General features: G+C 71.2%; 20 protein-coding genes. 11 read left to right on the forward strand and 9 right to left on the reverse strand.

Annotation, left to right across the window (positions count from 1 at the left end):
• The first annotated feature begins 357 nt into the window (after positions 1-357).
• Entirely contained in the window at positions 358-609 is a 252-nt protein-coding gene (locus FPZ12_RS08620; protein ID WP_144748362.1) for a hypothetical protein, read from the forward strand.
• Positions 610-627: 18 nt separating this feature from the next.
• On the opposite strand, the gene FPZ12_RS08625 is transcribed toward FPZ12_RS08620, so the two are convergent.
• Positions 628-1,416, reverse strand: coding sequence for an IclR family transcriptional regulator (locus tag FPZ12_RS08625; RefSeq protein ID WP_243769742.1), 789 nt, complete (start codon positions 1,414-1,416; stop codon positions 628-630).
• Positions 1,417-1,430: 14 nt separating this feature from the next.
• Positions 1,431-2,768 (reverse strand): MFS transporter, encoded by a 1,338-nt coding sequence (locus FPZ12_RS08630; RefSeq protein ID WP_144748360.1) that lies wholly within the window; start codon positions 2,766-2,768, stop codon positions 1,431-1,433.
• Positions 2,769-2,929: 161 nt separating this feature from the next.
• Between FPZ12_RS08630 and FPZ12_RS08635 the strand changes: the two genes are divergently transcribed.
• The 5 genes from FPZ12_RS08635 to FPZ12_RS08655 are packed head-to-tail and all read left to right on the forward strand — an operon-like array spanning position 2,930 to position 7,747.
• Complete coding sequence (locus FPZ12_RS08635) at positions 2,930-3,823, forward strand: DUF6282 family protein (protein ID WP_144748359.1); 894 nt, start codon at positions 2,930-2,932, stop codon at positions 3,821-3,823.
• A gap of 9 nt (positions 3,824-3,832) precedes the next feature.
• The gene (locus FPZ12_RS08640; RefSeq protein WP_144748358.1) at positions 3,833-4,699 is read left to right on the forward strand and encodes a cupin domain-containing protein; all 867 of its coding nucleotides are present in this window, start codon (positions 3,833-3,835) and stop codon (positions 4,697-4,699) included.
• A complete protein-coding gene (locus FPZ12_RS08645) occupies positions 4,696-5,427 on the forward strand; it encodes an HpcH/HpaI aldolase family protein (RefSeq protein WP_144748357.1) in 732 nt (243 codons plus the stop codon). Before FPZ12_RS08640 ends, FPZ12_RS08645 begins: the two co-directional genes overlap by 4 nt.
• Positions 5,424-6,725, forward strand: coding sequence for an MFS transporter (locus FPZ12_RS08650; RefSeq protein WP_144748356.1), 1,302 nt, complete (start codon positions 5,424-5,426; stop codon positions 6,723-6,725). The genes FPZ12_RS08645 and FPZ12_RS08650 overlap by 4 nt, the downstream gene beginning before the upstream one ends.
• Positions 6,722-7,747 (forward strand): dihydroorotate dehydrogenase, encoded by a 1,026-nt coding sequence (locus FPZ12_RS08655; protein WP_144748355.1) that lies wholly within the window; start codon positions 6,722-6,724, stop codon positions 7,745-7,747. Before FPZ12_RS08650 ends, FPZ12_RS08655 begins: the two co-directional genes overlap by 4 nt.
• Here FPZ12_RS08655 and FPZ12_RS08660 read toward each other — a convergent pair.
• Both FPZ12_RS08660 and FPZ12_RS08665 read right to left on the reverse strand, forming a co-directional pair.
• The gene (locus FPZ12_RS08660; RefSeq protein WP_208025802.1) at positions 7,744-8,274 is read right to left on the reverse strand and encodes an SMP-30/gluconolactonase/LRE family protein; all 531 of its coding nucleotides are present in this window, start codon (positions 8,272-8,274) and stop codon (positions 7,744-7,746) included. The genes FPZ12_RS08655 and FPZ12_RS08660 overlap by 4 nt on opposite strands.
• Before the next feature lie 369 nt (positions 8,275-8,643).
• The gene (locus FPZ12_RS08665) at positions 8,644-9,459 is read right to left on the reverse strand and encodes an IclR family transcriptional regulator (protein WP_144748354.1); all 816 of its coding nucleotides are present in this window, start codon (positions 9,457-9,459) and stop codon (positions 8,644-8,646) included.
• A gap of 128 nt (positions 9,460-9,587) precedes the next feature.
• Between FPZ12_RS08665 and hutU the strand changes: the two genes are divergently transcribed.
• Genes hutU through FPZ12_RS08690 form a run of 5 tightly spaced genes read left to right on the forward strand, consistent with a single transcriptional unit; the run spans position 9,588 to position 16,010 of the window.
• Entirely contained in the window at positions 9,588-11,255 is a 1,668-nt protein-coding gene (hutU, locus tag FPZ12_RS08670) for a urocanate hydratase (RefSeq protein WP_144748353.1), read from the forward strand.
• Positions 11,252-12,478, forward strand: coding sequence for an allantoate amidohydrolase (locus FPZ12_RS08675; protein ID WP_144748352.1), 1,227 nt, complete (start codon positions 11,252-11,254; stop codon positions 12,476-12,478). The genes hutU and FPZ12_RS08675 overlap by 4 nt, the downstream gene beginning before the upstream one ends.
• On the forward strand, positions 12,475-13,839 hold the full coding sequence (locus FPZ12_RS08680; protein WP_144748351.1) for a formimidoylglutamate deiminase: 1,365 nt from the start codon (positions 12,475-12,477) through the stop codon (positions 13,837-13,839). Before FPZ12_RS08675 ends, FPZ12_RS08680 begins: the two co-directional genes overlap by 4 nt.
• A complete protein-coding gene (gene hutI, locus FPZ12_RS08685) occupies positions 13,836-15,002 on the forward strand; it encodes an imidazolonepropionase (protein ID WP_144748350.1) in 1,167 nt (388 codons plus the stop codon). The genes FPZ12_RS08680 and hutI overlap by 4 nt, the downstream gene beginning before the upstream one ends.
• A 60-nt stretch (positions 15,003-15,062) precedes the next feature.
• Positions 15,063-16,010, forward strand: a complete 948-nt coding sequence (locus FPZ12_RS08690; protein ID WP_144748349.1) for an aldo/keto reductase — start codon at positions 15,063-15,065, stop codon at positions 16,008-16,010.
• A gap of 351 nt (positions 16,011-16,361) precedes the next feature.
• Here the strand turns inward: FPZ12_RS08690 and FPZ12_RS08695 are convergent, their stop codons facing one another.
• The 5 genes from FPZ12_RS08695 to FPZ12_RS08715 are packed head-to-tail and all read right to left on the reverse strand — an operon-like array spanning position 16,362 to position 23,677.
• Positions 16,362-17,747: an MFS transporter gene (locus FPZ12_RS08695; RefSeq protein ID WP_144748348.1), complete on the reverse strand. Its 1,386-nt coding sequence runs from the start codon at positions 17,745-17,747 to the stop codon at positions 16,362-16,364.
• Positions 17,748-17,791: 44 nt separating this feature from the next.
• Positions 17,792-19,852 (reverse strand): acetate--CoA ligase family protein, encoded by a 2,061-nt coding sequence (locus FPZ12_RS08700; protein ID WP_144748347.1) that lies wholly within the window; start codon positions 19,850-19,852, stop codon positions 17,792-17,794.
• A complete protein-coding gene (locus FPZ12_RS08705; RefSeq protein WP_144748346.1) occupies positions 19,849-21,192 on the reverse strand; it encodes an MmgE/PrpD family protein in 1,344 nt (447 codons plus the stop codon). Before FPZ12_RS08705 ends, FPZ12_RS08700 begins: the two co-directional genes overlap by 4 nt.
• A complete protein-coding gene (locus FPZ12_RS08710) occupies positions 21,192-22,346 on the reverse strand; it encodes an acyl-CoA dehydrogenase family protein (protein WP_144748345.1) in 1,155 nt (384 codons plus the stop codon). The genes FPZ12_RS08705 and FPZ12_RS08710 overlap by 1 nt, the downstream gene beginning before the upstream one ends.
• Entirely contained in the window at positions 22,346-23,677 is a 1,332-nt protein-coding gene (locus FPZ12_RS08715; RefSeq protein WP_144748344.1) for an MmgE/PrpD family protein, read from the reverse strand. The genes FPZ12_RS08710 and FPZ12_RS08715 overlap by 1 nt, the downstream gene beginning before the upstream one ends.
• Positions 23,678-23,692 lie beyond the last annotated feature (15 nt).

The following is a 23,692-nucleotide window of genomic DNA, read 5'->3' on the forward strand; positions in this document are numbered from 1 at the left end:
CAGCAAAAGCCGGGGACCACCCCACCGACCACACCCCTCCACCGCCCCGGTCCCCAGCCGTCCCTTGCGGTTCCGGGGGTTGGTCAAGGTACTCTTTCCCGCCTTGACGAACCCCCGGAACCGCGAACACTCACAGATCGGGGCGGTGGTGGGGTGCACCCAGCGCGCGCTACGCGCGTCCGTTGCTCCCGCAACGCAAGCAGCTCCCGCAACGCAACCCACCACACCCGCCGAGGCAAGATGAACGCTGTACCGCAAGCCCTCAGAATCGTGCGCGCCGATTCGGTTCGCGATCAGCCCCGCCTGTCCCGCATCTGCGGACGAATCCCCGGCCTCTCCCCTGTCGCCGGATCACTCGTGGCCCGCACCGACGATGATCTCAGCCTGGTCTTCGTGGTGGACCACAGCGCTCAGCGAATAGGCACGCTCCACGGCGCCGCGATCGAGGAAACCGACGAGGCCGTCTCAGTGACGTTTCTCGCCGAGCTCATCCCCGACAGCGGGCCTCGGTTCGTCTCGCCTTCCCTGATCGCCCACCACATGGTCGATCTCGCCCGGCCGCTGGGAACGCGCATGGTGACCGGACCCGCGCGACGCGAATCCCGGTAGCCCCAACCGAAACGCCCCTCAGACGACAGCGCTTTCCTCCGCCACCACCGGCACCACGCCGCCCATGCGCTGCGAGATCTCCGCCGCCGCGGTGACCAGGTCGTGCCGGAACGCGCCGCCATCGACGGGGAGGGTGCGGACGGTGCCGACGACCGCGATGGTGGCGCAGATGCCGTACTCGTCGAACACACCCGTCGCCACGGCGGTGATGCCGGAGTCGACGAGGTGGTCGCTGGCCACCCCGGTCCGGCGCACCTCCGCGAGCTGCGCGGTCAGCTCCTCCCGCTCGTTCTCCGGCAACGTCGCCAGCAGCCTGTCCGCACCGAGCTGGTCGGGCAGGAACGCCAGGAACAGCTTCGCCTGCGCCGAGCGCAGCCCCAGCTGCGTGCCGACCCGCACCGTCACCAGCACCGAGCGCGTGGTGTCCTCCTCCGACCGCGACACCACCGGCCCGGACGAGCCCCACAGGCTGATCACCGTCGTCAGGTGCGTGGACTGGCACACCCGCCGCAGGAACGGCGGCGCGACGTCGAGCACGCGGCGCCTGCCGAGCGCGGCCGCTCCGAGTTGCAGCAGCAGGCCGCCGGGCTCGAACCGCGACGGCTCCCGCGTGCGTTCGAGCAGGCCGGCCGTGACCAGCGAAGTGAAGTACCGGTGCGTGGTGCTGCGGTTGAGCCCGAGCCGTTCGGCCGCCTCGGCCACCGTCGTGGTCGGGTTCTCCCCCGAGAACAGGCCCAGGATCTGCCCCACCCGGCTGACGGCCTGGATGTCCCCGGAGGACACCGCGCCGTCGATCTCACGCGTCACTGGTCTCTCCCTCATCACCCGTTGCTTCGCCTCACCGTATCGCGGCCCATGTCCGTCTCCTTGGTCTCCGGCCCCGCCGCCGCGCCGGCGCTGATGAGCAGCCCGGCGAGCACGATCAGCACGATCGGCGCGAGATGCCCGGGCAGTACCGTCGAAATCCCGTCCAGGTACAGCGCGTAGAACGCCGGGATGATCAGCGCCAGGCTGTAGCCGACGCCGTACCCGCTCGCGCGGATGCTCGCCGGGAACCGTTCGGTGAGGTAGGCCGCGATGGGCCCGAACGTCCCGATCGTGAACACCACCACCAGCGTGCACGCGACGACCATCGCCGGTCCACTGTGGAGCGACATCGCCAGCGCGAAGGACGGCCCGCCGATCACGATGACGGACACCCCGTAGCCGATGAAGAAGCGCCGCCGCCCGATCCGCTGGGAAAGCAGCCCCGACAACGGGTACGTCACCGCGGTCACGGCGGTCGCGATCATCATGGTCACCGACACGGCCTGCCCGGACAGCCCGGCGTGTGACTTGAGCAGGCCCGGCAGCACGGCGATCCCGGCGTTGGTCGCCAGCCAGGTGCCGGTCATCAGCACGAACACCTGCGCCATCGTCCTGCGGTGCTCGCCCTTGAACAGCATCGCGAGCGGTGACCCGGACCGGGTGCGCTCGGTGCGCGACTCCTCGACTTCCTTTTGGTACGAACGGAAAAGCACCACCGCCAGCAGCGCCCCGACGAGGAACGGGATCCGCCAGCCCCACTGCGCGTACGCGGAGTCGACCCCGGCCGACGGCATCACCGAGAGCAGGATGAGCGTGATGGCCGCGACCACCGCGTAGGCACCCGGCGACGTGCACGTGATGCTGCCCGAGACCAGGCCCCGCTTGCGTTTCGGGCTCCATTCCATCGCCAGCGGGACGGCGGTCGTGTACTCGCCGCCGAGGAAGATCCCGTCGATGAACCGCAGCGCGATCAGCAACCCCGCCGACGCGATGCCGATGGTCTCGTAGCCCGGCAGCACGGCGATGAGCGCGGTGGTGACGCCGAACCCGGCCACCGCGACGAGCGTGCTCTTGCGGCGGCCTCGCGTGTCGGCGAAGTGCCCGAAGACGGCGGCGCCCAGCGGGCGGGCGATGAGCGTGGAGGCGAAGACGAAGGCGTTGAGCAGCGCGGCCGCGCCGGCGCTGATCCCCGTCGACTGGAAGTAGGCGCTGGCCGGGGCGAGCGCCACGATGGGCAGGTAGATGTCGTACTGGTCGACGAAATAGGCCAGTACCCCGCCCCGGATCGCCGCTCTGGCCTCCGGCGGGAAGCCGGTGGCCACCGCGGGACGGTCCGTGCCGAGTTCGGTCATGGTTGCTCCTGGAATCCTCGTTGATGTCCACATAGCGCATCACGCTGTCTGCATCGCGAACGTGCCGACTCTACATTCGCTCGCCACTCGGATCAACGAGCACTTGACGTTCGCATAGCGAAGTAGCAATCTGTATCGCGAACAACGAGAAGGAGTTGAGCATGACAAAGACGTCCGACCCGGTCGCGAAGGTCCTCCACGGCAGTGTCGACCTGCACTGTCACTCCGGGCCCAGCCCGTTCCCCCGCCGGTTCGACCACGTCGAAGCCGCCATCGACGCGCAGGAGCGGATCGGCATGCGCGCGATGGTCGTGAAATCGCACCACCACAACACGGTCATGGACGTGCTCGCGATGGCGCCGCGGCTGCGTGAGCTGGACATCCAGGTCTACGGCGGGATCGCGCTCAACAGCTTCGTCGGCGGGCTGAACCCGCACGCGGTGCGCATGTCACTGCGGATGGGCGGCAAGGTCGTCTGGTTCCCGACCATGTCCTCGGGCCGGCACATCGAATGCCATCACGATGGCGACGGGTTCCCCACCGAGACCGTCCCGCTGACCTGCGAGCGCATCGACATCCAGGACGAGGCGGGCGAGCTGAAGCCCGAGGTGGACGAGATCCTCGACGTGGTCGCCGAAACCGGCGCCCTGCTTTCCGGCGGCCACATGTATCCGGACAGCATCCGGCAGCTCTTCGAGGCCGCGGGCGCGAAGGGCATCCGCCGGCTGATCGTCAACCACCCCAACTTCGTGATCGGCGCGGACCCGGCGAAATGCCGCGAGTTCGTCGAGCTGGGCGCGTTCATCGAGCACGAGGTCGGCATGTACGACCCCGAGGGCCACATGCACTGGGATCCGCGGCTGCTGCTGGACTGGATCGGGCAGGTCGGTCCCGAGCACACCGTGATCGCCTCCGACCTCGGGCAGGCGAGCAACCCGAAGCCGGTGGACGCGTACCTGCGCGTCTGCGGCGCGCTGCTGGACCTCGGTCTCCCGGAGAAGGAGCTGCGCCGGATGACCTGCGACAACCCGGCGTACCTGCTGGGACTGGACTGAGGGGGCGGGGTGTACACAAAGGACGATCCCCGCGCGGCGCTCGCCACGGACAGCACCGATTCCGGCATCGCCGCGCCCGAATACCACGACTTCGCCGGGCTCGGCCGCGGCACCTGGTACACGCGGGCGCAGAACGTGCTGCTCGCCTACACCTCGCCCGGGCCCGGCCAGTCGCTCGACGCGGGCGAGTTCACGTTCGAACACGTGCTGCTGCTCGTGCACGACTCATCCGCGGCGGAAGTGCTTGCGGGAGAAGAAAAGGTGACCCTGCACGGGCAGGGCCTGATGGTGATCCCGCCCGGCACGAGCGAAATCGTCTCGCTCGGCGACGGTGATCTCGTGCAGCTCGTGCGGACCGACGAGCCCGGCTGGGCCGCCCGCGCCCGCAACGCCGGCTCCTACGCCGAACCGCACCCGCGCGTCACGCCGCTCACGCCGTGGCCGGCGCCGGCCGGTGGCGACAAACTCCGCGTCTATCCCCTCGCCGACGTGCCACGGGATCCGAAGCGGTTCGGCCGGATCTTCCGCACGCGCGCGTTCATGGTGAACTTCCTGCCCCCGCACGAAGGCCCGCGCGATCCGGCGAAGTTCTCGCCGCACCACCACGACGACTTCGAACAGGTTTCGCTGGCCGTGGCCGGCGAGTTCGTGCACCACATCCGCACCCCGTGGACCACGGATTCGCGCACCTGGCGCGAGGACGACCACGTGCGCGTCGGCAGCCCGTCGGTCACGGTGATCCCGCCGCCCACGGTGCACACCTCGGCCGCCGCCGCGCCGGGCCACAACCAGCTCATCGACATCTTTTCCCCGCCCCGCGCGGATTTCTCCGCGCAGGGCTGGGTCCTCAACGCCGAGGAGTTCCCCCAGCCATGACGATGTTCGCGAACGCCGGCGTCCCGGTCGGCACCTGGCTCAAGATGGCCGCGCCCGAACCGGTCGAGATCGCCGCCCACGCGGGGTTCGACTTCGTGGTGGTCGACCTCGAACACGCGCCGCTGACGCTGGAAACCGCCTACCGGCTGGTGAACAGCGCCGCCGCGCTGGGCATGACCCCGCTCGTCCGCGTGCCCGACCACACCCCGTCGACCATCCAGAAGATCCTGGACGCGGGCGCGGCCGGGGTGCTGGTGCCCAAAGTGGACAGTGTCGAGCAGGCCGTTGCGGTGGCCAGGGCGACCCGGTTCCCGCCGGACGGGGACCGCGGCGCCGGGGGCACGAGCCGCGCCGGGCGCTGGGGCCTGCGCGCCAACGCCGAGTACACCGGGCAGCCCGTCCTGTGCATTCCTCAGCTGGAGAGCGAGAAAGCCCTCGCTGCGGCGACGGACATCCTGGCGCTGCCCGGAGTGGACGCGGTGTTCGTCGGCGCGGCGGACCTGTCGATGTCGATGGGCACGACGCCCGCCGACCCTGCCGTCGCGGAGCTGATCACACGGACGATCGCGCAGGCCACCGCCGCCGGAAAGCCCTGCGGGCTGGCGTTCGGCGCGGCGGCGCCCGCGGCCGGCGCGATCGCCCAGGGCTGCGGGTTCGTCGTGGTCTCCAACGACACTTCGATGCTCGCGACCGCGGCGCGGTCGGTCGTGGCGGAGGTCCGGGCGTGAGCGAACAGACGACGGAGCAGGCCATGTCCACCACGACGGACCAGCGGCAGCTTCGCCGGGTCGCCGTCGCCTCACTCGTCGGCACGATGGTCGAGTGGTACGACTTCTACATCTACGGCACCGCGGCCGCGCTCGCGCTGGGCGACCTTTTCTTCCCGAAGCTGAACTCCACGGCGCAGACGCTTTCGGCATTCGCCACCTTCGCCATCGGGTTCCTGGCGCGGCCGCTCGGCGGTGTCCTTTTCGGACACCTCGGTGACCGCGCCGGGCGCAAGCTCGTGCTGATGGCCACGCTGCTGATGATGGGGTTCTCGACGTTCGCGATCGGCCTGTTGCCGACGTACGAGTCGATCGGCGTCGCCGCGCCGATCCTCTTGGTGGTGCTGCGTTTCCTGCAGGGCATCGCGGTCGGCGGCGAATGGGGCGGCGCGGTGCTGCTGGGCGTGGAGCGGGCACCCGCGCGGCGCCGGGCGTTCTACGGTTCGTTCGCGCAGGTCGGTTCCCCGCTCGGCCTGCTCGTCGCGGCCGGGGTGTTCGCGCTCGTGGAGACGCTGCCCTCGGCCGCGGTGCACTCGTGGGGCTGGCGGATCCCGTTCCTGCTGTCGGTGGTGCTGATCGGGATCGGCCAGTTCGTGCGGTCGCGGATCGAGGAGACCCCGGTGGCGCACAAGGAAAAGACGAAGCTGCCGCTGGGCGTCGTGCTGCGCGACCACTGGGTGGCGGTGCTGCTCGGCACGGGGGCGATGGTGGTGACGCTGACCGGGTTCTACCTGTCCACCACGTTCCTCACCAGCTACGGCACGAAGCACCTCGGGTTCGCCTCGGGCGATCTGCTGGTGGGCACGATGCTGGTGGCCGTGGTGCAGATCGTGGCGCTGCCGCTGGCCGCGATGCTCGCCGACCGCGCCGGGCGCCAGCCCGTCCTCCTCGCGGGCACCCTGCTCAGCGCGGCCCTGTCGATCCCGTTGTTCGCCCTCGCGGGCACAGGCACGGTCGCGCTGCTGTGGCTGGGCATGATCCTCTACAACATCGGCCGCTCATTGGTGTACGGCCCGCTGCCCGCCTTCGCGGCGGCGATGTTCCCGGCCGAGGTCCGGTTCACCGGGATCTCCCTCTGCTACCAGCTGGCCGGGATCGTCGGCGGCGGGTTCGCGCCGCTCATCGCGGTCGCGCTCGCCGGCAAGGACGGGCACGCGATGCCCGTCGCCGGCTACCTCGCGGCGACCGGCGTGCTCAGCGCGGTCTGCGTGTTCGTGATCGGCCGCCGCACCGACCATTTGAAGGGGAACGCCCGATGACCGACCTGTCCACCACGCTCGGCCCGCTGCGGCTGAAGAACCCGGTCATGGCCGCGTCCTCGGAGGCAACCATGACCGAGGACGGCATCCGCGCCTGCCTCGACGCGGGCGCTGGGGCGGTGGTCGCGAAGTCGGTCAACGAATCCCCCGCCGCCGCGAGGCAGTTGTACATCGCCGACTACGCATTGCTGGGCGACGACGGCGATCCCGTCGAATGGCAGCAGCGCACCGGCGGCGAAACACTGCTGTGCCGCTCGGGTTTGGCTTCCCGCGACGGCTGGCTGGAAATGCTGAAGCGCGCGAACAACCACGCGCGCGGGCTGGGCGCGCACGTGTTCGGCAGCATCACGGTCGCCGACCCGGAACCGGCCGCGGAGATCGCCAGGGAGATGGCGGAGGTGGTGCCGGCGATCGAACTCAACGTCGGTGCCCCGCACGGCCGGGAAGCACGCGCGGTCAAGCAGATCACCGGGCCGGAGATGGTCGCGCAGTACACACGCACCGTCCGCGACGCCGTGGACGTGCCGCTCATCGTCAAGCTCCCCGCGCAGGCCGACAGTCCACAGGCGCTGGCCGCCGCGGCCCGCGACGCCGGCGCGGACGTCGTCGCGATGATCGGGCGGTTCAACGGCTTCTGGCCGGACCCGCTGACGAGCGAACCCGTGCTCGGTTCGTGGGGCGCGGTCGGCGGGCCCGGCATGCTCCCGGTCAGCCTGTACTGGGTGTCGAAAACCTTCGCCGCCGACCGGGAAACCCCGTTGATCGGCACGAACGGCGCCCGGTCCGCTGCCGACATCGCGCGCTTCCTGCTGAGCGGGGCACGGGCCGTGGAGGTGGCGAGCGCCGTCCTGCTGAACGGGCCGGGTGTCCTCGGCAACCTCGTTACGGGGCTCGACGAAGTACTCGCGGCGGGCGGCTACACGCGCGCCGCCGACGCGATCGGCGCGGCCGTCGACCGGGCCCGCGCCTACGCCGACATCCCGCCGAATCCCGAACCCTTGCGCCCTTGGGAAGAGACTTAGCCGAGGTCGAGCCTGAGAACCTTGGCAGTGCGCACTTTCCCGTCCGGGGGCGGAGCGGTCGTGCCACCGCCGGTCGTGACGAACGCGATCCGCCCGTGCTCGCCGGGGCGACGGCCCCACGCCATGCTCGACGGCCCCAGCAGCCGGAGGTCCAGTGGATCGCCGAGCAGCGTGCGGGCGGGCTCCGGCGAGGCGGGATCCAGGGGCACACGGTCGATCGTGTTCTCGCGATGCGTGGTCACGTAGGCCACGCCGGCGTCCTCGTCGAGGCAGAAGTCGTCCGCCATCGTGCCGCCGCCGACGCGCTCCGGCTCGCCCGCGGGGTCGTGGGTTTCCGGGTCGAAGGGCACGCGCATGAACAGCTTCTGCGCTGTCGACGTGTAGTAGAGGTGGTGGGTCCTCGCGGCGTACCGGATGCCGTTGACGCCCGGCTGCGGCGGCTTCATGTCGCTGAGCGGATCGTGCTCCATGCTCTTGTGCGCCAACCAGATCCGGGCTGACGGCGTGCCCTCGGCGGGCAGGTCCACCCGCCAGATGAAGCCGCCGGAGCAGTCGGCGATCAGCAGGACGCCGGGCGCGATTCGGGCAGGCGCCGTTCAGGGCGCGCACCCGGTCGTCGAAGGTGAGCACGGTGTCGATCTCGGGCTCGGCCCCGCCCGGCGCCCAGCCGCGCAGGTCCACGCGGCTCAGGTGCGACTCATGCGTGGTGTAGCCGTCGGTGAGGCCGACGTGGAAGACGTCGGGCTCCGGTTCGGCGCCCGCGGTCACGAGGTGGTCGAAGGTGTGCAGCAGAACGGGTTCGCCGCACAGGCCGCGGCTTCGGCGATCGCGCTGAGCCCGAACGGGGGGCACGCCGATGAAGATCGGATAGGCCTCGTAGCTGCGCCACGCGTGGATCACTTCGGGGCCGTGCCCCGCCCGTCTCCGGTGAACCATCCCTCGGGGGCCTGCCCGGACAGCGCCCAGGTGAGCTGCTGCGCCGCCGAGCGCGCGGCGCGCGCCAGGACTTCGAGCGGGGTCCGTGGCCGGTCGATGCGGCGGGTCACGCTGAACGCGGCGGTGGGCTGGCCGTTGTGGTCGAACGCGCACGCCGCCACCGACTGCAGCCCGTCGGTGATCATGCCGTCCTCCCTGGCCCAGCCGGCGCGCCGTTCGGCGTTGAGGATCCGCCGCAACGCGGGCAGCGACGAGGGGCCGCGGCCGGTGCGGTCGACGAAGGCGCCCGCGTTCGGGTACAGCGCGCGCACCTGCGCGGCGGGCAGGTGCGCGAGGATCGAGCGGCCGTTCGCCGTCAGGTGGGCGGGCAGGCGCACGCCGACATCGGTGACCAGCGTGACGGGCGTGCGGGCGAGCTGCGGCTGTTCCTTGAGCAGGTACAGGGTTTCCGCGCCGTGCAGGATCCCGACGTGCGCGGTCTCCTGCGCCGTGGCGACGAGCTTCTTCAGAATCGGCCGGGCCAGGCGCTCGATGGACTCGTGGCGCAGATACGCCGAGCCGATCTCGAACGCGGCGATGCCCAGCGCGTAGGCGTTGCGGTCGGCCAGATGCAGCACGAAACCGCGGTCCACCAGCACATCCAGCAGGTGGTACATCGACGACCGCGGGACCCCGAGATCGCGCGCCAGCGCCGCGCCCGCCACCGGGCCCGGCCGCGCCGCGAGATAGAGCAGGACGTCGAGCGCGCGGCCCACGGCCGGAGAAGTACTGCTCATAACCCATCCTCACCGGGTGGTCTCGGATCCGAGACATTAGTCCCGGCCGCGCGGTGGTGCAACGGCGCGGCATGACGTGTGCTGGTGGACGACCGCTTTTCGTTCCCCGGACGGAGGATCGCGAGATCATGGCCACCACCTCGGGTGCCCGGCCCGTTCGCGCGGCACGGGGCACCGAGCTCTCGTGCAAGGGCTGGCAGCAGGAAGCCGCGCTGCGGATGCTGATGAACAACCTCGACCCGGAGGTCGCCGAACACCCCGACGCGCTCGTGGTCTACGGCGGGACCGGCCGGGCCGCGCGCGGCTGGGAAGCCTTCGACGCCATCGTTCGCTCGTTGCGGGACCTGGAGGACGACGAGACGCTGCTGGTCCAGTCGGGCAAGCCGGTCGGGATCTTCCGCACCAGCACCTGGGCGCCGCGCGTGCTGATCGCGAACTCCAACCTGGTCGGCGACTGGGCGAACTGGGAGCACTTCCGCGAGCTGGAAGCGCGGGGCCTGATGATGTACGGCCAGATGACCGCGGGCTCGTGGATCTACATCGGAACGCAGGGGATCCTGCAGGGCACCTTCGAGACTTTCGGTGCCGTGGCAAGGAAACGCTTCGGCGGCACGCTCGCCGGGACGATCACGCTCACCGCCGGGCTCGGCGGCATGGGCGGCGCGCAGCCGCTGGCCGTGACGATGAACGACGGCGTCGCTTTATGCGTCGACTGCGACGTCACCCGCATCGACCGCCGCATCGAGCACCGCTACCTCGACACCCAGGCCGGAACCCTCGACGAGGCGCTCGAACTGGCCGTCGAGGCGCGCGACGCGCGACGTCCGCTGTCGATCGGTTTACGGGGCAACGCGGCCGAAATCTTCCCCGAGCTGCTTACCCGGGAGGCGCCGATCGACGTGGTCACCGACCAGACCTCCGCGCACGATCCCTTGTCCTACCTGCCGATCGGCGTCGCGCACGCCGACATGCGAGCGGCGGCGAGCCGGGATCCGGCCGGGTTCACCGAACAAGCGCGGCAGTCGATGGCGAAACACGTCGAGGCTATGGTCGGGTTCCTCGACCGCGGCGCCGAGGTGTTCGACTACGGCAACTCGATCCGCGACGAAGCGCGCCGCGCCGGATACGACCGCGCCTTTGCTTTCCCCGGCTTCGTCCCCGCCTACATCCGCCCGCAGTTCGAAGAGGGCCTCGGCCCCTTCCGGTGGGTGGCGCTGTCCGGCGACCCGAAGGACATCGCGGCCACCGACAAGGCGATCCTCGAGCTCTTCCCGGACAACGACCATCTCAAGCGCTGGATCACGCTGGCCGGGGAGAAGGTCGCGTTCCAGGGCCTGCCCGCGCGGATCTGCTGGCTCGGCTACGGCGAACGCCACCGCGCCGGGCTGAAGTTCAACGAGATGGTCGCCTCCGGCGAGCTGTCCGCGCCGATCGTGATCGGCCGCGACCACCTCGACTCCGGTTCGGTCGCTTCCCCTTACCGCGAAACGGAAGCGATGCGCGACGGCACCGACGCGGTCGCCGACTGGCCCTTGCTCAACGCGCTCGTCAACACGTCCTCGGGCGCCTCGTGGGTGTCGATTCACCACGGCGGCGGCGTCGGGATGGGCCGCTCGATCCACGCCGGGCAGGTGACCGTCGCCGATGGCACCGAACTCGCCGCGCGCAAGATCGAACGCGTGCTCACCAACGACCCCGGGATGGGCGTGATCCGGCACGTCGACGCCGGCTACGAACACGCCGCCGAGGTGGCGGGTGAACGGGGCGTGCGCATCCCGATGCGGGAGAACCGGTGACCACCTTCGACTCGCTCTGGTCGGGCATTCTCGACGTCGGGCAGGACCGGAACACCCGCGGCTACCGCCGTTATGCCTGGTCCGACGCGGATCTGACGTTGCGCGAGTGGTTCGGCGGCTGCGCGGCCGAACGCGGCATGACCGCGGAGGAGGATCGGAACGGGAACCTCTGGGCGTGGTGGCTGCCCGAGGGCTGGACCGGCGAACCCCACGACGCGTTCGTCACCGGGTCGCATTTGGACTCCGTGCCCGACGGCGGCGCTTTCGACGGCCCGCTGGGTGTGGTGTCCGGGTTCGCGGCCGTCGATCTTGTCCGGCAGCGCGGGGTCGAACCGGCCGTGCCGGTGGCTGTCGTCGCGTTCTCGGATGAAGAGGGAGCCCGTTTCGGTGTCGCGTGCGTGGGCTCGCAGCTGTCGACCGGCGCGCTGGACGCCGACCGCGCGCGCTCACTGCGGGACATCGACGGGATCACGCTCGCCGAAGCGATGACCAGCGCCGGGCGTGATCCCCGGCATCTCGGCGTGGACGAGACGCTGACCGATCGCGTGGGCGTGTACGTGGAGCTGCACGTCGAGCAGGGCCGCGCGCTCGATCTCGTCGACAGGCCCCTCGCCGTGGCGTCGGCGATCTGGCCGCACGGCCGCTGGGAGTTCACCTTCGACGGGCAGGCCAACCATGCGGGCACCACCCGCATGGCCGACCGGCGCGACCCGATGCTCGCCTTCGCCTCCGCGGTGCAGACGGCCCGCGCCTGCGCGGTCGAGCACGACGCGGTCGCCACGTTCGGGAAGGTGCTGGCGTCCCCCAACGGCACCAACGCGATCCCGTCCCGGGTCCGGGCCTGGCTCGACGCCCGCGCGGCCGACGAACCCACGTTGTCGCGCCTGGTCGGGAAAATCCGTGCCGAAGCGGAGAAACACGCCGCGGAAGGCGGGCTCGCCCTGGAGGTCGAGACCGAGTCCGTCACCCCGATCGTGCAGTTCCCGCCGGGGCCGCGTGCCCGGCTGCTGCGCACGCTGCAGCACCTCGGCGATCTTCCCGTCCTGCCGACGCAGGCCGGGCACGACGCCGGAATCCTGTCCGCGCGCGTGCCGACCGCGATGTTGTTCGTCCGCAACCCCACCGGAATCTCGCATTCGCCGGAGGAGTACGCCGAGCCCGGCGACTGCGTGCAGGGGGCGCAGGCACTGGCCGACGTCATGGCGGATTGGACCACGGCGTGACCGCCACGCGTTGGTGGTGCGAACACGCCTGGCTCGGCGAGGACACCGTCGGCGACGGCGTGCTGATCTCCGTCGCCGACGGCCGCATCACCGCCGTCGAGAGCGATCGCACTCCCCCGGCCGACGCGCGGCGCCTGCCCGGCCTTGTGCTGCCGGGGATGGCGAACGCGCACTCGCACGCGTTCCACCGGGCGCTGCGTTCGCGCACCCAGCGCGACCGCGGTTCGTTCTGGACGTGGCGGGAGCTGATGTACCGGGCGGCCGATCGCCTCGACCCGGACCGTTATCTCGCGCTGGCCCGCGCGGTGTACGCGGAAATGGCGCTGGCCGGGATCACCGCCGTGGGCGAGTTCCACTATCTGCATCACGATCGCGGCGGGATCCCTTACGCGGAACCGAATGCGATGGGGCACGCCCTCGTGCGGGCCGCCGCGGACGCCGGGATCCGGTTGACCCTGCTGGACACCTGTTACCTCAGCGCCGGTGTAGACGGGACGCCGCTCGCCGAAGGCCCGCAGCAGCGTTTCGGCGACGGCAGCGGCGAAAAGTGGGCCGAGCGCGTGGAGGCGTTGCACCAGCAGTGTGCTTCGCCGACCGTGCGCGTGGGTGCCGCCCTGCATTCGGTCCGCGCCGTGCCGGTCGAGCACATGCCCGCCGTGGTCGAATGGGCGGACGCGCACCGCGCGCCCCTGCACGTCCATTCCTCCGAGCAGACCGCGGAAATCGACCAGTGCCTCGCCGTCCACGGCCGCACTCCCACAGCGGTCCTGCGCGACGCCGGGGCGCTCGGGCCGCGCACGACGGCCGTGCACGCCACCCATCTCACCGACCAGGATCTGTCCGATTTGGACGGAACGGCCACCGGGGTCTGTTTCTGCCCCACCACCGAACGCGACCTCGGCGACGGTATCGGGCCCGCGGCCGCGCTGCTGGCGGGCAGCAGCCTGTTCAGCCTCGGCTCGGACAGCCACGCGGTGATCGACCTGTTCGAGGAGGCGCGGGCGGTCGAGCTGAACGAACGCCTCGACCGGCGCACGCGAGGGAACATCAGCGCCGCGCGCCTGCTCAAGTCGTCCACTTCGGACGGTCACTTCGCGCTCGGCTGGGACGACGCCGGGCATCTGCGGCCCGGGATGCGCGCCGATCTGGTCGCCGTGGACCTGGGTTCGCTCCGCACCGCGGGCGGCGGGCCCACCCTCGAAAACGCCGTCTTCGCCGCGAGCGCGGCGGACGTGACGGAGGTGGTCGTCGACGGCAGGCGCGTCGTCGCCGACCGCGTCCACCTGACCGTCCCCGCCCCGGCCAGGGCACTCGGCGCGGCGATCGGCGAGCTACTCGATCAGGGAGGCCAGACCCGATGAGCGTCTTGTACACCGACATCGGCGAGCTCGTCACGAACGACCCGGAACAGGGCGACGGCACTCCTCTCGGCGTGCTCACCGACGCCGCGCTCGTCGTGGAGGGCACGGACGTCGCCTGGGTGGGGCCGCGCGAGAAGGCTCCGGCGGCCGACACCCGGGTCAGCTGCGACAACGCCGCCGTCATTCCCGGGTTCGTGGACAGCCACGCGCACCTCGTGTTCGCGGGCGACCGCTCGCACGAGTTCGCCGCGCGGATGAGCGGACAGCCCTACGCCGCGGGCGGTATCGCGACCACGGTGGCCGCCACCCGCGCCGCCGACACGCCCACGCTGACTGCGAACGTGGCGCGGCTCGCCGAAGAGCTGCGGCGGGGCGGGATCACCACGTTCGAATGCAAGTCCGGGTACGGGTTGAACGTCGCGGACGAAGCGCGCTCGCTGGAGGTCGCGTCCGCCTTCACTGACGAAACCACCTTCCTCGGCGCGCACGTCGTCCCGCCGGAGTTCCGCGAAGACCGGGAGAGCTATGTGGATCTCGTCAGCGGCGAGATGCTGCGGGCCTGCGCGCCGTGGGCGAAATGGGTGGATGTCTTCTGCGACAAGGGCGCTTTCGACGTGGACGAGGCCCGCGCGATCCTCACCGCGGGCAAGGAAGCCGGGCTGGTCCCGCGGATGCACGCCGGGCAGCTCGGCCCCGGCGACGGCATCCGGCTCGCGGTCCAACTCGGGGCGGCCTCGGTGGACCACTGCACGTACGCCACCGACGACGATATCGAGGCGCTGGCGGGCAGCTCCACGGTGGCGACTTTGTTGCCCGGCGCGGAGTTCTCCACCCGCGCGCGATGGCCGGACGCCCGGCGGCTCATCGAAGCGGGCGTGACCGTCGCTCTCGCCACCGACTGCAATCCGGGCAGCTCGTACACGTCGAGTATGTCCTTCTGCATCGCGCTCGCGGTGCGGGACATGCGCTTCACGCCGGCGGAAGCGTTGTGGGCCGCCACCGCCGGGGGCGCCGCCGCGCTCCGGCGCACGGACGTCGGCGCGCTCGCCCCCGGCCGTCGCGCGGATTTCGTGCGGCTCGATGCGCCTTCCTACATCCATCTCGCCTACCGGCCTGGGGTCCCGCTGGCTCGCGAAGTGGTGAAGAACGGCGCACCCGCGTGACCGGCGAGGCGGCTGTGATATTCGTGGGGTCCGACTTCGGTGGCAACGAGAGGATCCCCGATGACACAGCTCGGCCGTACCGGCATCGACGTGTTTCCGCTGGTACTCGGCGGGAACACGTTCGGCTGGACCAGTGACGAGGCGTCGTCGCACCGGATCCTGGACGCGTTCGCCGCCGGGGGCGGGAACTTCATCGATACCGCGGACAGTTATTCATACTTCGCTCCGGGCAATTCCGGCGGCGAGTCGGAGACGGTGATCGGCTCGTGGCTGGCGGCGCGCAAGAACCGCGACAGCGTCGTGATCGGCACCAAGGTCAGCAACCACCCCGAGTTCAAGGGCCTGAGCGCCGGCACCATCGCCGCCGCGGCGGATGCGTCGCTGAAGCGGCTGGGCACCGACTACATCGACGTGTACTACGCCCACAACGACGACCCCGACACCCCGCTCGCCGAGACCGCCGCCGCGTTCGCCGACCTGCACAAGGCAGGCAAGATCCGGGCGGTGGCGGCGTCGAACTACACCGCCGAGCGGCTCACGGAATGGCTCGACATCGCGCGGCGCGAAGGCTTCGAGCCGCCGACCGTGCTGCAGCCGCACTACAACCTCGTGAACCGCCAGCCGTACGAACGGGAACTCGCGCCCGTCGCCGCCGACGCGGGGCTCGCCGTGGTGCCGTACTTCGCGCTCGCCAGCGGCTTCCTGACCGGCAAATACCGCCGCAAGGAGGACTTCGGCGAGGAGATCCGGCAGCGCCTGGCCACCCAGTACTTCTCCGAGCCGGCGCTCGCGGTGCTCGACGTGCTGGAGGAGGTCGCGGGCAACCACGGCGTCGAAATGTCCACTGTGGCGCTCGCCTGGCTGCGCAGCCGCCTCGGCGTGGTCGGGCCCATCGCGAGCGCCCGCACGCTCGAGCAGCTCCCGGCCCTGCTGGCGTCCGCGACGCTGGTGCTCAGCGTCGACGAAACCGACGCGCTGGACGAGGCCTCCGCCAAGATCGACGGCTGACTGGCGTCATCCACAGCGCGTGGGCCCGGCCGAGCGGCCGGGCCCAGCGGACCAGCGCGGCCGTCGCCACCCTCCCGCCCGCATGTTGGCCACTCGCGCGCACGAATTGGCCACTCCCGCACGCATGTTGGCCGCCCACGTGCATGAATTGGCCACTCCCGTGCACGAATTGGCCACTCCCGCACGCGAGTGTCCGCCCGCAACCGGAGCCCGGAACCGGATCCCGGCGGCGGGGCGCCAACACACCACCGCGGCGAGCCAACACACCCACCCGCGCAGCCAACACGCCGACGGGAGGGGCCAACACACGTACGGGAGGGGCAAACACGCCCATCGCGGCGGGCCTGAGCCTCAGGCCCTCCGCTCCAACTCCTCGGCAGGCGCGCGGCCCGTGGTTCCCTGCGCGATGTCCTCCAGGCTGCGCCGGCGCGTCTCCGGGGCCAGCACGATCACGACGATCGCCCCGACGAGGCAGACACCCAGCACACCCAGGAAAACCCCTTGCACCCCCACGTTTTCATAGAGCGAGCTGACCAGGAACGGGGTCACGATCACACTGCCCCGCGCGCACGCGTTCGCGAGCGCGGAGCCCTGCATGCGCAGTTCGGTCGGGAACAGTTCCGGGATGTAGCTCGCGATCTGCACCGAGATCGCGAAACTCGCCAGGAACACCCAGACGATCCCGGACACGATGAGCCCGGCGGTCGACGACGAATAGCCGTACCAGATGCCGACGCCGCCCATCAGCACGAACAGCGCCGCGTTGACCCATTTCCGCCCCAGCCGGTCGCCGACGAGCCCGCCGACGAGACACCCCGGGATCGCGCCCAGCTGCATGAACACCGTGATCCCCAGGCTTTTCTCCACCGTGAGCCCCTGCCCGACGAGGTAGGTCGGCACCCACGACTGGAACGTGTAGAACGCGATCTGGTTGCACACCGCGATCAGCACGCAGGCCGCCGTGATCCGCCCCAGTGGCTTGCGGAACAACGCGCGGAAGTCCGGCCGCTCGGCCCTCGCGCGAGGACCGGCCGGGAGCTCCGGCTGCTCGGGCATGTCCGGGTTGTAGCGCCGCGCGATCCGGTAGGCCTCCTCGTACCGGCCACGCGATTCGAGCCAGCGGGGGGATTCGTCGAGGAACTTCAGCTGCAGCACCCAGATCAGCACCGCCGGCACCCCGCACACGAGGAACATCGCGCGCCACCCGAACGACGGGATCACCAGCAGGCCCGCGATCGCCGACGCGGGCAGCGCCAGGTTCACGACCATCGCGAGCACGCCCGCCCACGACGCGCGCCGCGCGTTGGGCACGAACTCGTTCCACGTCCCGTACCCGGTGATCAGCACCGCGCCGAGCCCGAGCCCGGTGGCGACACGCAGCACCACGATCAGCCCGTGATCCGGCGCGATGCTGGTCAGCAGCGTCGCCGCGCTGTACAACGCCAGCGCGTACAGGTAGGTCGAGCGCCGTCCGAACCGGTCGCCGAGATACCCGGCGAGCAGCGTGCCGATCAGCAGGCCGAACGACGTCGCGGACAGGAACGTCGCGTTTTCGCCGACCGTGGAGAACTTCGCGGCGAGCATGGCCGCGAGGACCGAGCCCGACAGGTAGATGTCGAAGGCGTCGAAGAAACCGCCGCCCCCGAGCAGGGCGAGCTGCTTGAGATGGGACCGGCCGACCCGTGCGCGATCGAGATGACGGCCCACGAGGGATGGAGCACGCTGGACTTCGGACATGACGAACAAACCTCCGCTCGACGGTGAGACAGGGTGTCGCTTTTTCAGTTGTGCCCGGTGACGCGGACCAGGGCGTCGAGCGCGGTCGCGCCCTCGCCGGGGCCGTGCACGCGCAGCGGGTTGATTTCGGCCTCCAGCACGGAAGGTTCCGCTTCGGCCAAAGTGGACAGTGCGACGATCGCGCGGGCCAGCGCGCCGGCGTCGCCCTCGCTGCCGCGGTAGCCGACGATCGGTGCGAGGCCCTTGACCTCGCCGATCATCTCGTGCGCCGTGGCGAGGTCGACCGGCGCGAGCCGCAGGCTCGAATCGCGGTACAGCTCGGCCAGTACCCCGCCCGCGGCGACCATCACCAGCGGCCCGACCTCCGGGCTGACGCGGTAGCCGATCAGCGCGTCCGTTCCCGGCCGCGCCATTTCGGTCACCAGCAAGCGATCCGCGGCCGGGCCGACGCGTTCGGCGATCTTCCGCGCGGCCGCGGCCAGCTCGTCGTCGCCGGACACATCCAGCACCACGCCGCCCACGTCAGTCTTGTGCGCGATCTCCGCGGACAACACCTTCACGGCAACGGGATACCGGACTCCTTCAGGCACCCGGCCCTCGGTCACCTCCGCGGTCACGCACTCCAGCGCGGGTGGCGCGGCGATCCCGGCCTTCTCCAGCAAGCGGTACGAGCCGAGCTCGTCGAGCACCCGCCCCCCACTGTCCGGCGGAACCTGAGGCGCCCCAACGACGTTCGCCACGGCAGGCCGGGACGCGGCAGCCGAGATCGCTTCCACGATCGACTCCGGGGTGCGGAACGCGGGCACCCCCGCCTCGCCCAGCGCGGCCAGCGCCCGGGGAGCGTCGGGCACCGCGAACGCCGCGAGTGGCGTCGGCCCGTCCGCGCGCTCGATCACCGCACGCACGGCCAGCTCCGGATGGAAGCGTGCCGAGGACCCGACCACCATCACGACGAGGTCGTACTCTCCGCTGCGCTGCAGGGCATCCAGGGTGCCGCTGACGATCTCGTGCTTGGCGCCCGCGAGCGTCAGGTCCATGACGATGCTGTCGGTGATCGGCGCGCCGAGGTCCTGGATCCGCTCCCGGAGCGAGGCCGAAGGCGCCCGGACGTGCACGCCCCGCAGCCCGAGCTGATCGGCGATGAGCGCCGCGCCGCCGCCGGTCGTGGTGAGCACGCCGACGCGGAAGTCCGCGGCGCCCTTCCCCGGCGCCACGCGTTCGAGAAGGGCGGGGGCTTCGACGAGCGCCTCCAGGTTGTCGACGCGGCTGATCGCGGCCGCGCGGAAGAAGGCGTCGGCCTCCTCGTCGGATCCTGCCATCGCTCCCGTGTGGGACACCGACAGCTGCGCCCCCTGCGCGGAACGGCCGAGCTTGTACACCACCACGGGTTTGCCGCGCTCGGCCGCCGCGCGGGCGAACCGGGCGAGCTGGTCGCTGTGCTGCAGCGATTCCATGAACAACGCGTACGAACCGATGCCGTCGTCGTCCACTGTGGACAAGCAGATTTCGCCGAGGCTGAGATCGGCCTCGCCGCCGGTGGAAACCAGGCCCGCGAAGGAGATCCCGCGCTCCTTGCCCCGCGAGACGAGCGCACCGATCACGCTGCCGGAATGCGAGGCGACGAACACCCGCCCTGGCGCGAGATCGGTCTCCGCGAACGCGGCGTTGGCGGTGAGCAGCAGCCCGGTGCGCGGGTTGATCACGCCCAGGCTGCTCGGGCCGAGGATCCGCGTCCGGCCCGCGGCCGCGCGCAGCCGGGCCTCACGTTCCCGGCCCTCTTCGCCCTCCTCGCCGAACCCGCTCGCGAGCACCGTCGCGACCGGCACGCCGAGCTTCGCGCACTCCCCCACGGTCTCGATGGCCTGGTCCGCGCCGGTCATCACATAGACGTGGTCGGGCACCTCGGGCAGCTCCGCCAGCGACGGCCAGCAGCGCTCGCCACCCACCGTTTCGCGGCGCGGGTTCACGGGGTAGACGCGTCCCGCGAAACCCGCGGAGCGCAGGTATCGCAACGGCCGCGAGTTCGTCTTGGCCGGGTCGTCGGAAGCTCCGACGAGCGCCACGCTCGCGGGCCGCAGCAGCGCCGTGGCCAATGCATCCGTCATCGCGGGACGACCCCCTCTCCGAGCCCCGGCAGGAACGACAGGTCCTTCAGTTCGCGGATCGCGTCGATCGCCGCCGTCACCCCGGATTCGCCGAGGACCGGGGTACACAGGCGCCGGAACTTCGCTTCGAGCGCTTCGTCCGAGACCGGGTTGCCCGGCTCCCCGTAAGGCTGGGCGACGCGGAGGCTCGCCGGATCCCGCCCCTCCGCGAACACCGTCACTCGCGCCGGGCGCTCACGCGGATATCCGGCGTCGGCCTCGGGATCGGCGTGCACCTCGACCTTCGCGGCGAGCGCGAGGACGTCCCGCCGCGCCCGGGTTTCATCGCCGAACTCCGCCAGCCCGACCTCGCCGCACAGCAGCGCGACCGCCACCGCGTACGGGATGCTCATCTGCGCACCGAGGAAGCTGTCCACTGTGGACGCATTGTGGTGGGACGCGACCGTGTACGTGCCGACGACGATCTTCGTGATCCTGTCCACGCCCTGGTCCCGCAACTGCAAGGCGGCGTCGATCGGGCCGTGCAGGTGACGACAGCACGGGTATGGCTTCACGTACGTGCGCAGCAAAGTCCACTCCGTGCCGAGGCCGCCGGTGAGCGTGCCGGGCTCGTAGTCGTTGCGCGTGAACGCCTCGAAGTAGCCCTTCTTTCCTTCGAGGACCCCGCGCGGGCCGGTGAGTCCGCGCGACGCCAGTTCCGCGCTCGCGATCGCGTCGCGGGCGGCCTTCCCCGCGTGCAGGCGCTTGACTTCGGCGTCCTGCCCGAGGAAGGCGAACAGACCGCCGGCGTGGGACCCGGCGATGCCCAGCGCGTGTTCGGTGGTCCCGGCATCGAGACCGAGGACGGTCGCGACCCCGGCGGTCGCGGCGACGACGCCCGCGAGCGGGGTGTTGTGGAATCCGTTGCGCCAGGTGGCCGGATGACCCGACGCGGCCAGCCGGCAGACCAGTTCCAACGCGACAGCGGCGCCCGCGAGCAACCGCTCCGACGAGACCTCGTGCCGCTCGGCCGCGGCCAGCACGGCCGGAAACGCCACCGCGCTGGGGTGCACGCTGCCGGGCGTGTAGCCGTCGTCGACCTCCAGGCTGTGCGCCGCCGTCCCGTTCACCAGCGCCGCTCCTTCGGCCGACAGCGGCCCGAAACCGACAGCGGTCGCGTCCGCGCCCGCATGGGAGACGGCCGCGTAGTCGGCGACCAGGCGCGCGACGGGGTAGCGGGATGCGGCGATGACCCCGCCGAGGTGGTCCAGCAGCAGCCGCTTGACGTGCGTGACGATCTCGGCGGGCAGCGGCTCGTCCCGCAGCCGCGCGGCGAAATCCGCGACTTCGGCGGTGAGCATCAGCGCACCTCCGTGACCGGGCGGCGCTGGCTGAACCGCTCGCCGAAGATGTCCTTGGCGATGGTGTTGCGCAGGATCTCCACGGAGCCGCCCGCGATCATCCAGCCGCGGATGCGGCGCACGAAGTACTCCATCGGCAGGTCGGTCGAGTACCCGGCGGCGCCGAAGGCCTGCAGGGCGTCGTTGGCGACGGCGAAGGCGACTTCGTTGGTGTGCGCCTTGGCGATCGCGGCCTCGACCGGGTCCGGGGTCTCCCCATCGGCGTTGGCCACGGCGCGGTGGATCAGCATCTTCGCGGAGTCGAGTTTGATCCGCATGTCCGCGAACTTCCATTGCAGGCCCTGGAACTCCATCAGCGGCCTGCCGAACTGCTTGCGCTGCTTGACGTGCTCCACCGCCCGCTCGAACGCGGTCTCGGCCAGCGCCAGCGCGCGCGAGGCGTTGCCGAGCCGTTCGACCCCGAAGATCGACAGCATCTTCTTGACCGCGCCGGAGTCGGCCAGCACGTAGTCGCGGGGCACGCGGCATTCGTCGAAGTTCAGCGTGCAGTGCTGTTCGCCGGACATGTACCGCTCGGCGCGGCCCCGGCTGAACCCGGGCGCGTCGACGGGGACGACGACCGCGCCGATGTCGCGCGTCTTGGGCCCGAACCGGCACCACACCACCGAATGCGTGATCTCCGGGCCGTGCGAGTTCCAGCACTTCTGTCCATTGAGGACGACCGAGTCGCCGTCGTAGCGGGCTGTGGTGCGCAGGTCGGTGAGCGCCGACCCGGCCTCTGGCTCGCTCATCCCCGCGCTGACCAGGCCCTCACCCCGCAGCAGGCGCGCGAGCACCTCCTGCTTCACGCGGGGCGTGCCGAAGTTCGCGATCTGCCGGATGGCGCCGAAGTTGCTGGCCTGCACGGCGTCCCCGCTGTGGGGGCAGACCTTCGTCACCGCCTGCATCACGAGCACCGCCTCCAGCAGCGATGCCCCTTGGCCGCCGTCGGCCTCGGCGATGGTCAGCCCGGTGAACCCGTGGTCCGCCAGCGTTTTGAGGCTGTCCCAGGCGAACCCGTCGCGGGCGAAGGCGCGTCCGGCGAACTCCCGCCGCGCCAGCGTCGCGGCGGAGTCCCGCAGGGCTTGTTGTTCGGGCGTGAGCGAAAAGTCCATCAGTGCTCCTGGGTGTCGATTGTGGACAGTGCCGCGCGGAGGTCGCCGGCGCCGAGGCCGGCGAGGTCGGCGGAGAATCGGGTGACCGCGCGGGGATCCGGCACGCAGGCCGCGATCTTGGCTTCGACCTGGTCGAGGGTCAGGGGGTGCGCGGGTGAGCCGGGCATCTCGGCGCGCCGGTGCTCGGTGGTGCCGGCGTAGTGCAGCTCGACCTCGGCGGGGGCCATGCCGACCTGCGCGGGCAGGTCCTGCTCGACCCGGATCCGCGCGGCGAGCCGCTCGATCGCGGGATCGCCGAGCACCGGTTCGCGCAGGCTGCTCAGGTCCACCCGGCCCGTGTGCAGGGCGGCGGCCACCAGCCACGGAATCGAGAACTGCACGTCGGCGACAGGCTGGCCGCGCCACGCGAAAGGCCGCGCTACCAACGCATAAGCCTGTCCGGCGGGCACGTGCACGACCGCGCTCTCCAGCCCGTCCGCGCGGGCGCCGAGGACGGCGTCGATCGCGGCGTGGGTGTAGCGGCAGGCCGGATACGGTTTGAGCGACAGCCCGGCCACTTCCCAGCCGGGCGCCCGGATTTCCTCGAACGCGGCCGCGAGATCGCCGTCCTGGCGCAGCGCCAGAATCCCGTAGTCGCCGTCGAGCCAGTCCATCGGGCCACGCACCCCGCGGGCGGCCATCAGCGCCGCGGACACCCCGGCCTGCACGGCGAGCGCAGGCTGGAGCCGTTTGGCCGGTGAGCCTTCGGCGACCACCTGGCGCGTCATCACCGAACCGGTCGCGGGCAACGCCAGCCCGAGCGCGCTGGTGAAGTGTTCCTCGTCCAGGCCAAGGGTGCGGGCCGTCGCTGCCGCCGCGCCCAGCGCGCCGAGCGCGGCCGTGCGGATCATCCCGCGCTGCCCGCCGATCGCGGCGGAAACGCGGGACAGGACCTGCACTCCGGCGACCACTCCGGCGGCGACGTCGGCGCCGGAGCGGCCTCGCGCCAGCGCCACCGCCAGCGCCGACGGCAGTGCGACACAGCTCGTGTGCACCACCGCCGAGTCGTGGGTGTCGTCGAAATCCCAGGCGTGCACGAGCGCCGACAACGCCGCCGCCGCGGCGGGCGCGGGCAGGCTCGCCCTCGTCCACGGCAACCGGACCGGCCCGGTACCCAGGTCGTTTTCGAAGCAGGACAACGCTTCCGCGACTCCGGGCGCGCTACGGCCCGCGCCCGCTATCCCCAGCGCGTCGGCGACGAGGACCGTCAGCGCGGCGCGTTCGCCGCCGGACAGGTCGCCCTCTCCTGCTTTGCTCAGCTCGGACACCCAGTCGCGGCCCGGCTCGCCCATTCGGTCCCTCCAGCT

It is taken from the genome of Amycolatopsis acidicola (assembly GCF_007713735.2).
In the GTDB taxonomy this organism is placed as follows: Bacteria; Actinomycetota; Actinomycetes; order Mycobacteriales; family Pseudonocardiaceae; genus Amycolatopsis_E; species Amycolatopsis_E acidicola.

Coding starts and splice junctions, on each gene's coding strand:
- FPZ12_RS08700 (WP_144748347.1), bottom strand. CDS start 19,852: ATGACGGATGCATTGGCCACGGCGCTGCTGCGGCCCGCGAGCGTGGCG.
- FPZ12_RS08690 (WP_144748349.1), top strand. CDS start 15,063: ATGACACAGCTCGGCCGTACCGGCATCGACGTGTTTCCGCTGGTACTC.
- FPZ12_RS08635 (WP_144748359.1), top strand. CDS start 2,930: ATGACAAAGACGTCCGACCCGGTCGCGAAGGTCCTCCACGGCAGTGTC.
- FPZ12_RS08665 (WP_144748354.1), bottom strand. CDS start 9,459: ATGAGCAGTACTTCTCCGGCCGTGGGCCGCGCGCTCGACGTCCTGCTC.
- FPZ12_RS08655 (WP_144748355.1), top strand. CDS start 6,722: ATGACCGACCTGTCCACCACGCTCGGCCCGCTGCGGCTGAAGAACCCG.
- FPZ12_RS08715 (WP_144748344.1), bottom strand. CDS start 23,677: ATGGGCGAGCCGGGCCGCGACTGGGTGTCCGAGCTGAGCAAAGCAGGA.
- FPZ12_RS08710 (WP_144748345.1), bottom strand. CDS start 22,346: ATGGACTTTTCGCTCACGCCCGAACAACAAGCCCTGCGGGACTCCGCC.
- FPZ12_RS08695 (WP_144748348.1), bottom strand. CDS start 17,747: ATGTCCGAAGTCCAGCGTGCTCCATCCCTCGTGGGCCGTCATCTCGAT.
- FPZ12_RS08705 (WP_144748346.1), bottom strand. CDS start 21,192: ATGCTCACCGCCGAAGTCGCGGATTTCGCCGCGCGGCTGCGGGACGAG.
- FPZ12_RS08630 (WP_144748360.1), bottom strand. CDS start 2,768: ATGACCGAACTCGGCACGGACCGTCCCGCGGTGGCCACCGGCTTCCCG.
- hutI (WP_144748350.1), top strand. CDS start 13,836: ATGAGCGTCTTGTACACCGACATCGGCGAGCTCGTCACGAACGACCCG.
- hutU (WP_144748353.1), top strand. CDS start 9,588: ATGGCCACCACCTCGGGTGCCCGGCCCGTTCGCGCGGCACGGGGCACC.
- FPZ12_RS08645 (WP_144748357.1), top strand. CDS start 4,696: ATGACGATGTTCGCGAACGCCGGCGTCCCGGTCGGCACCTGGCTCAAG.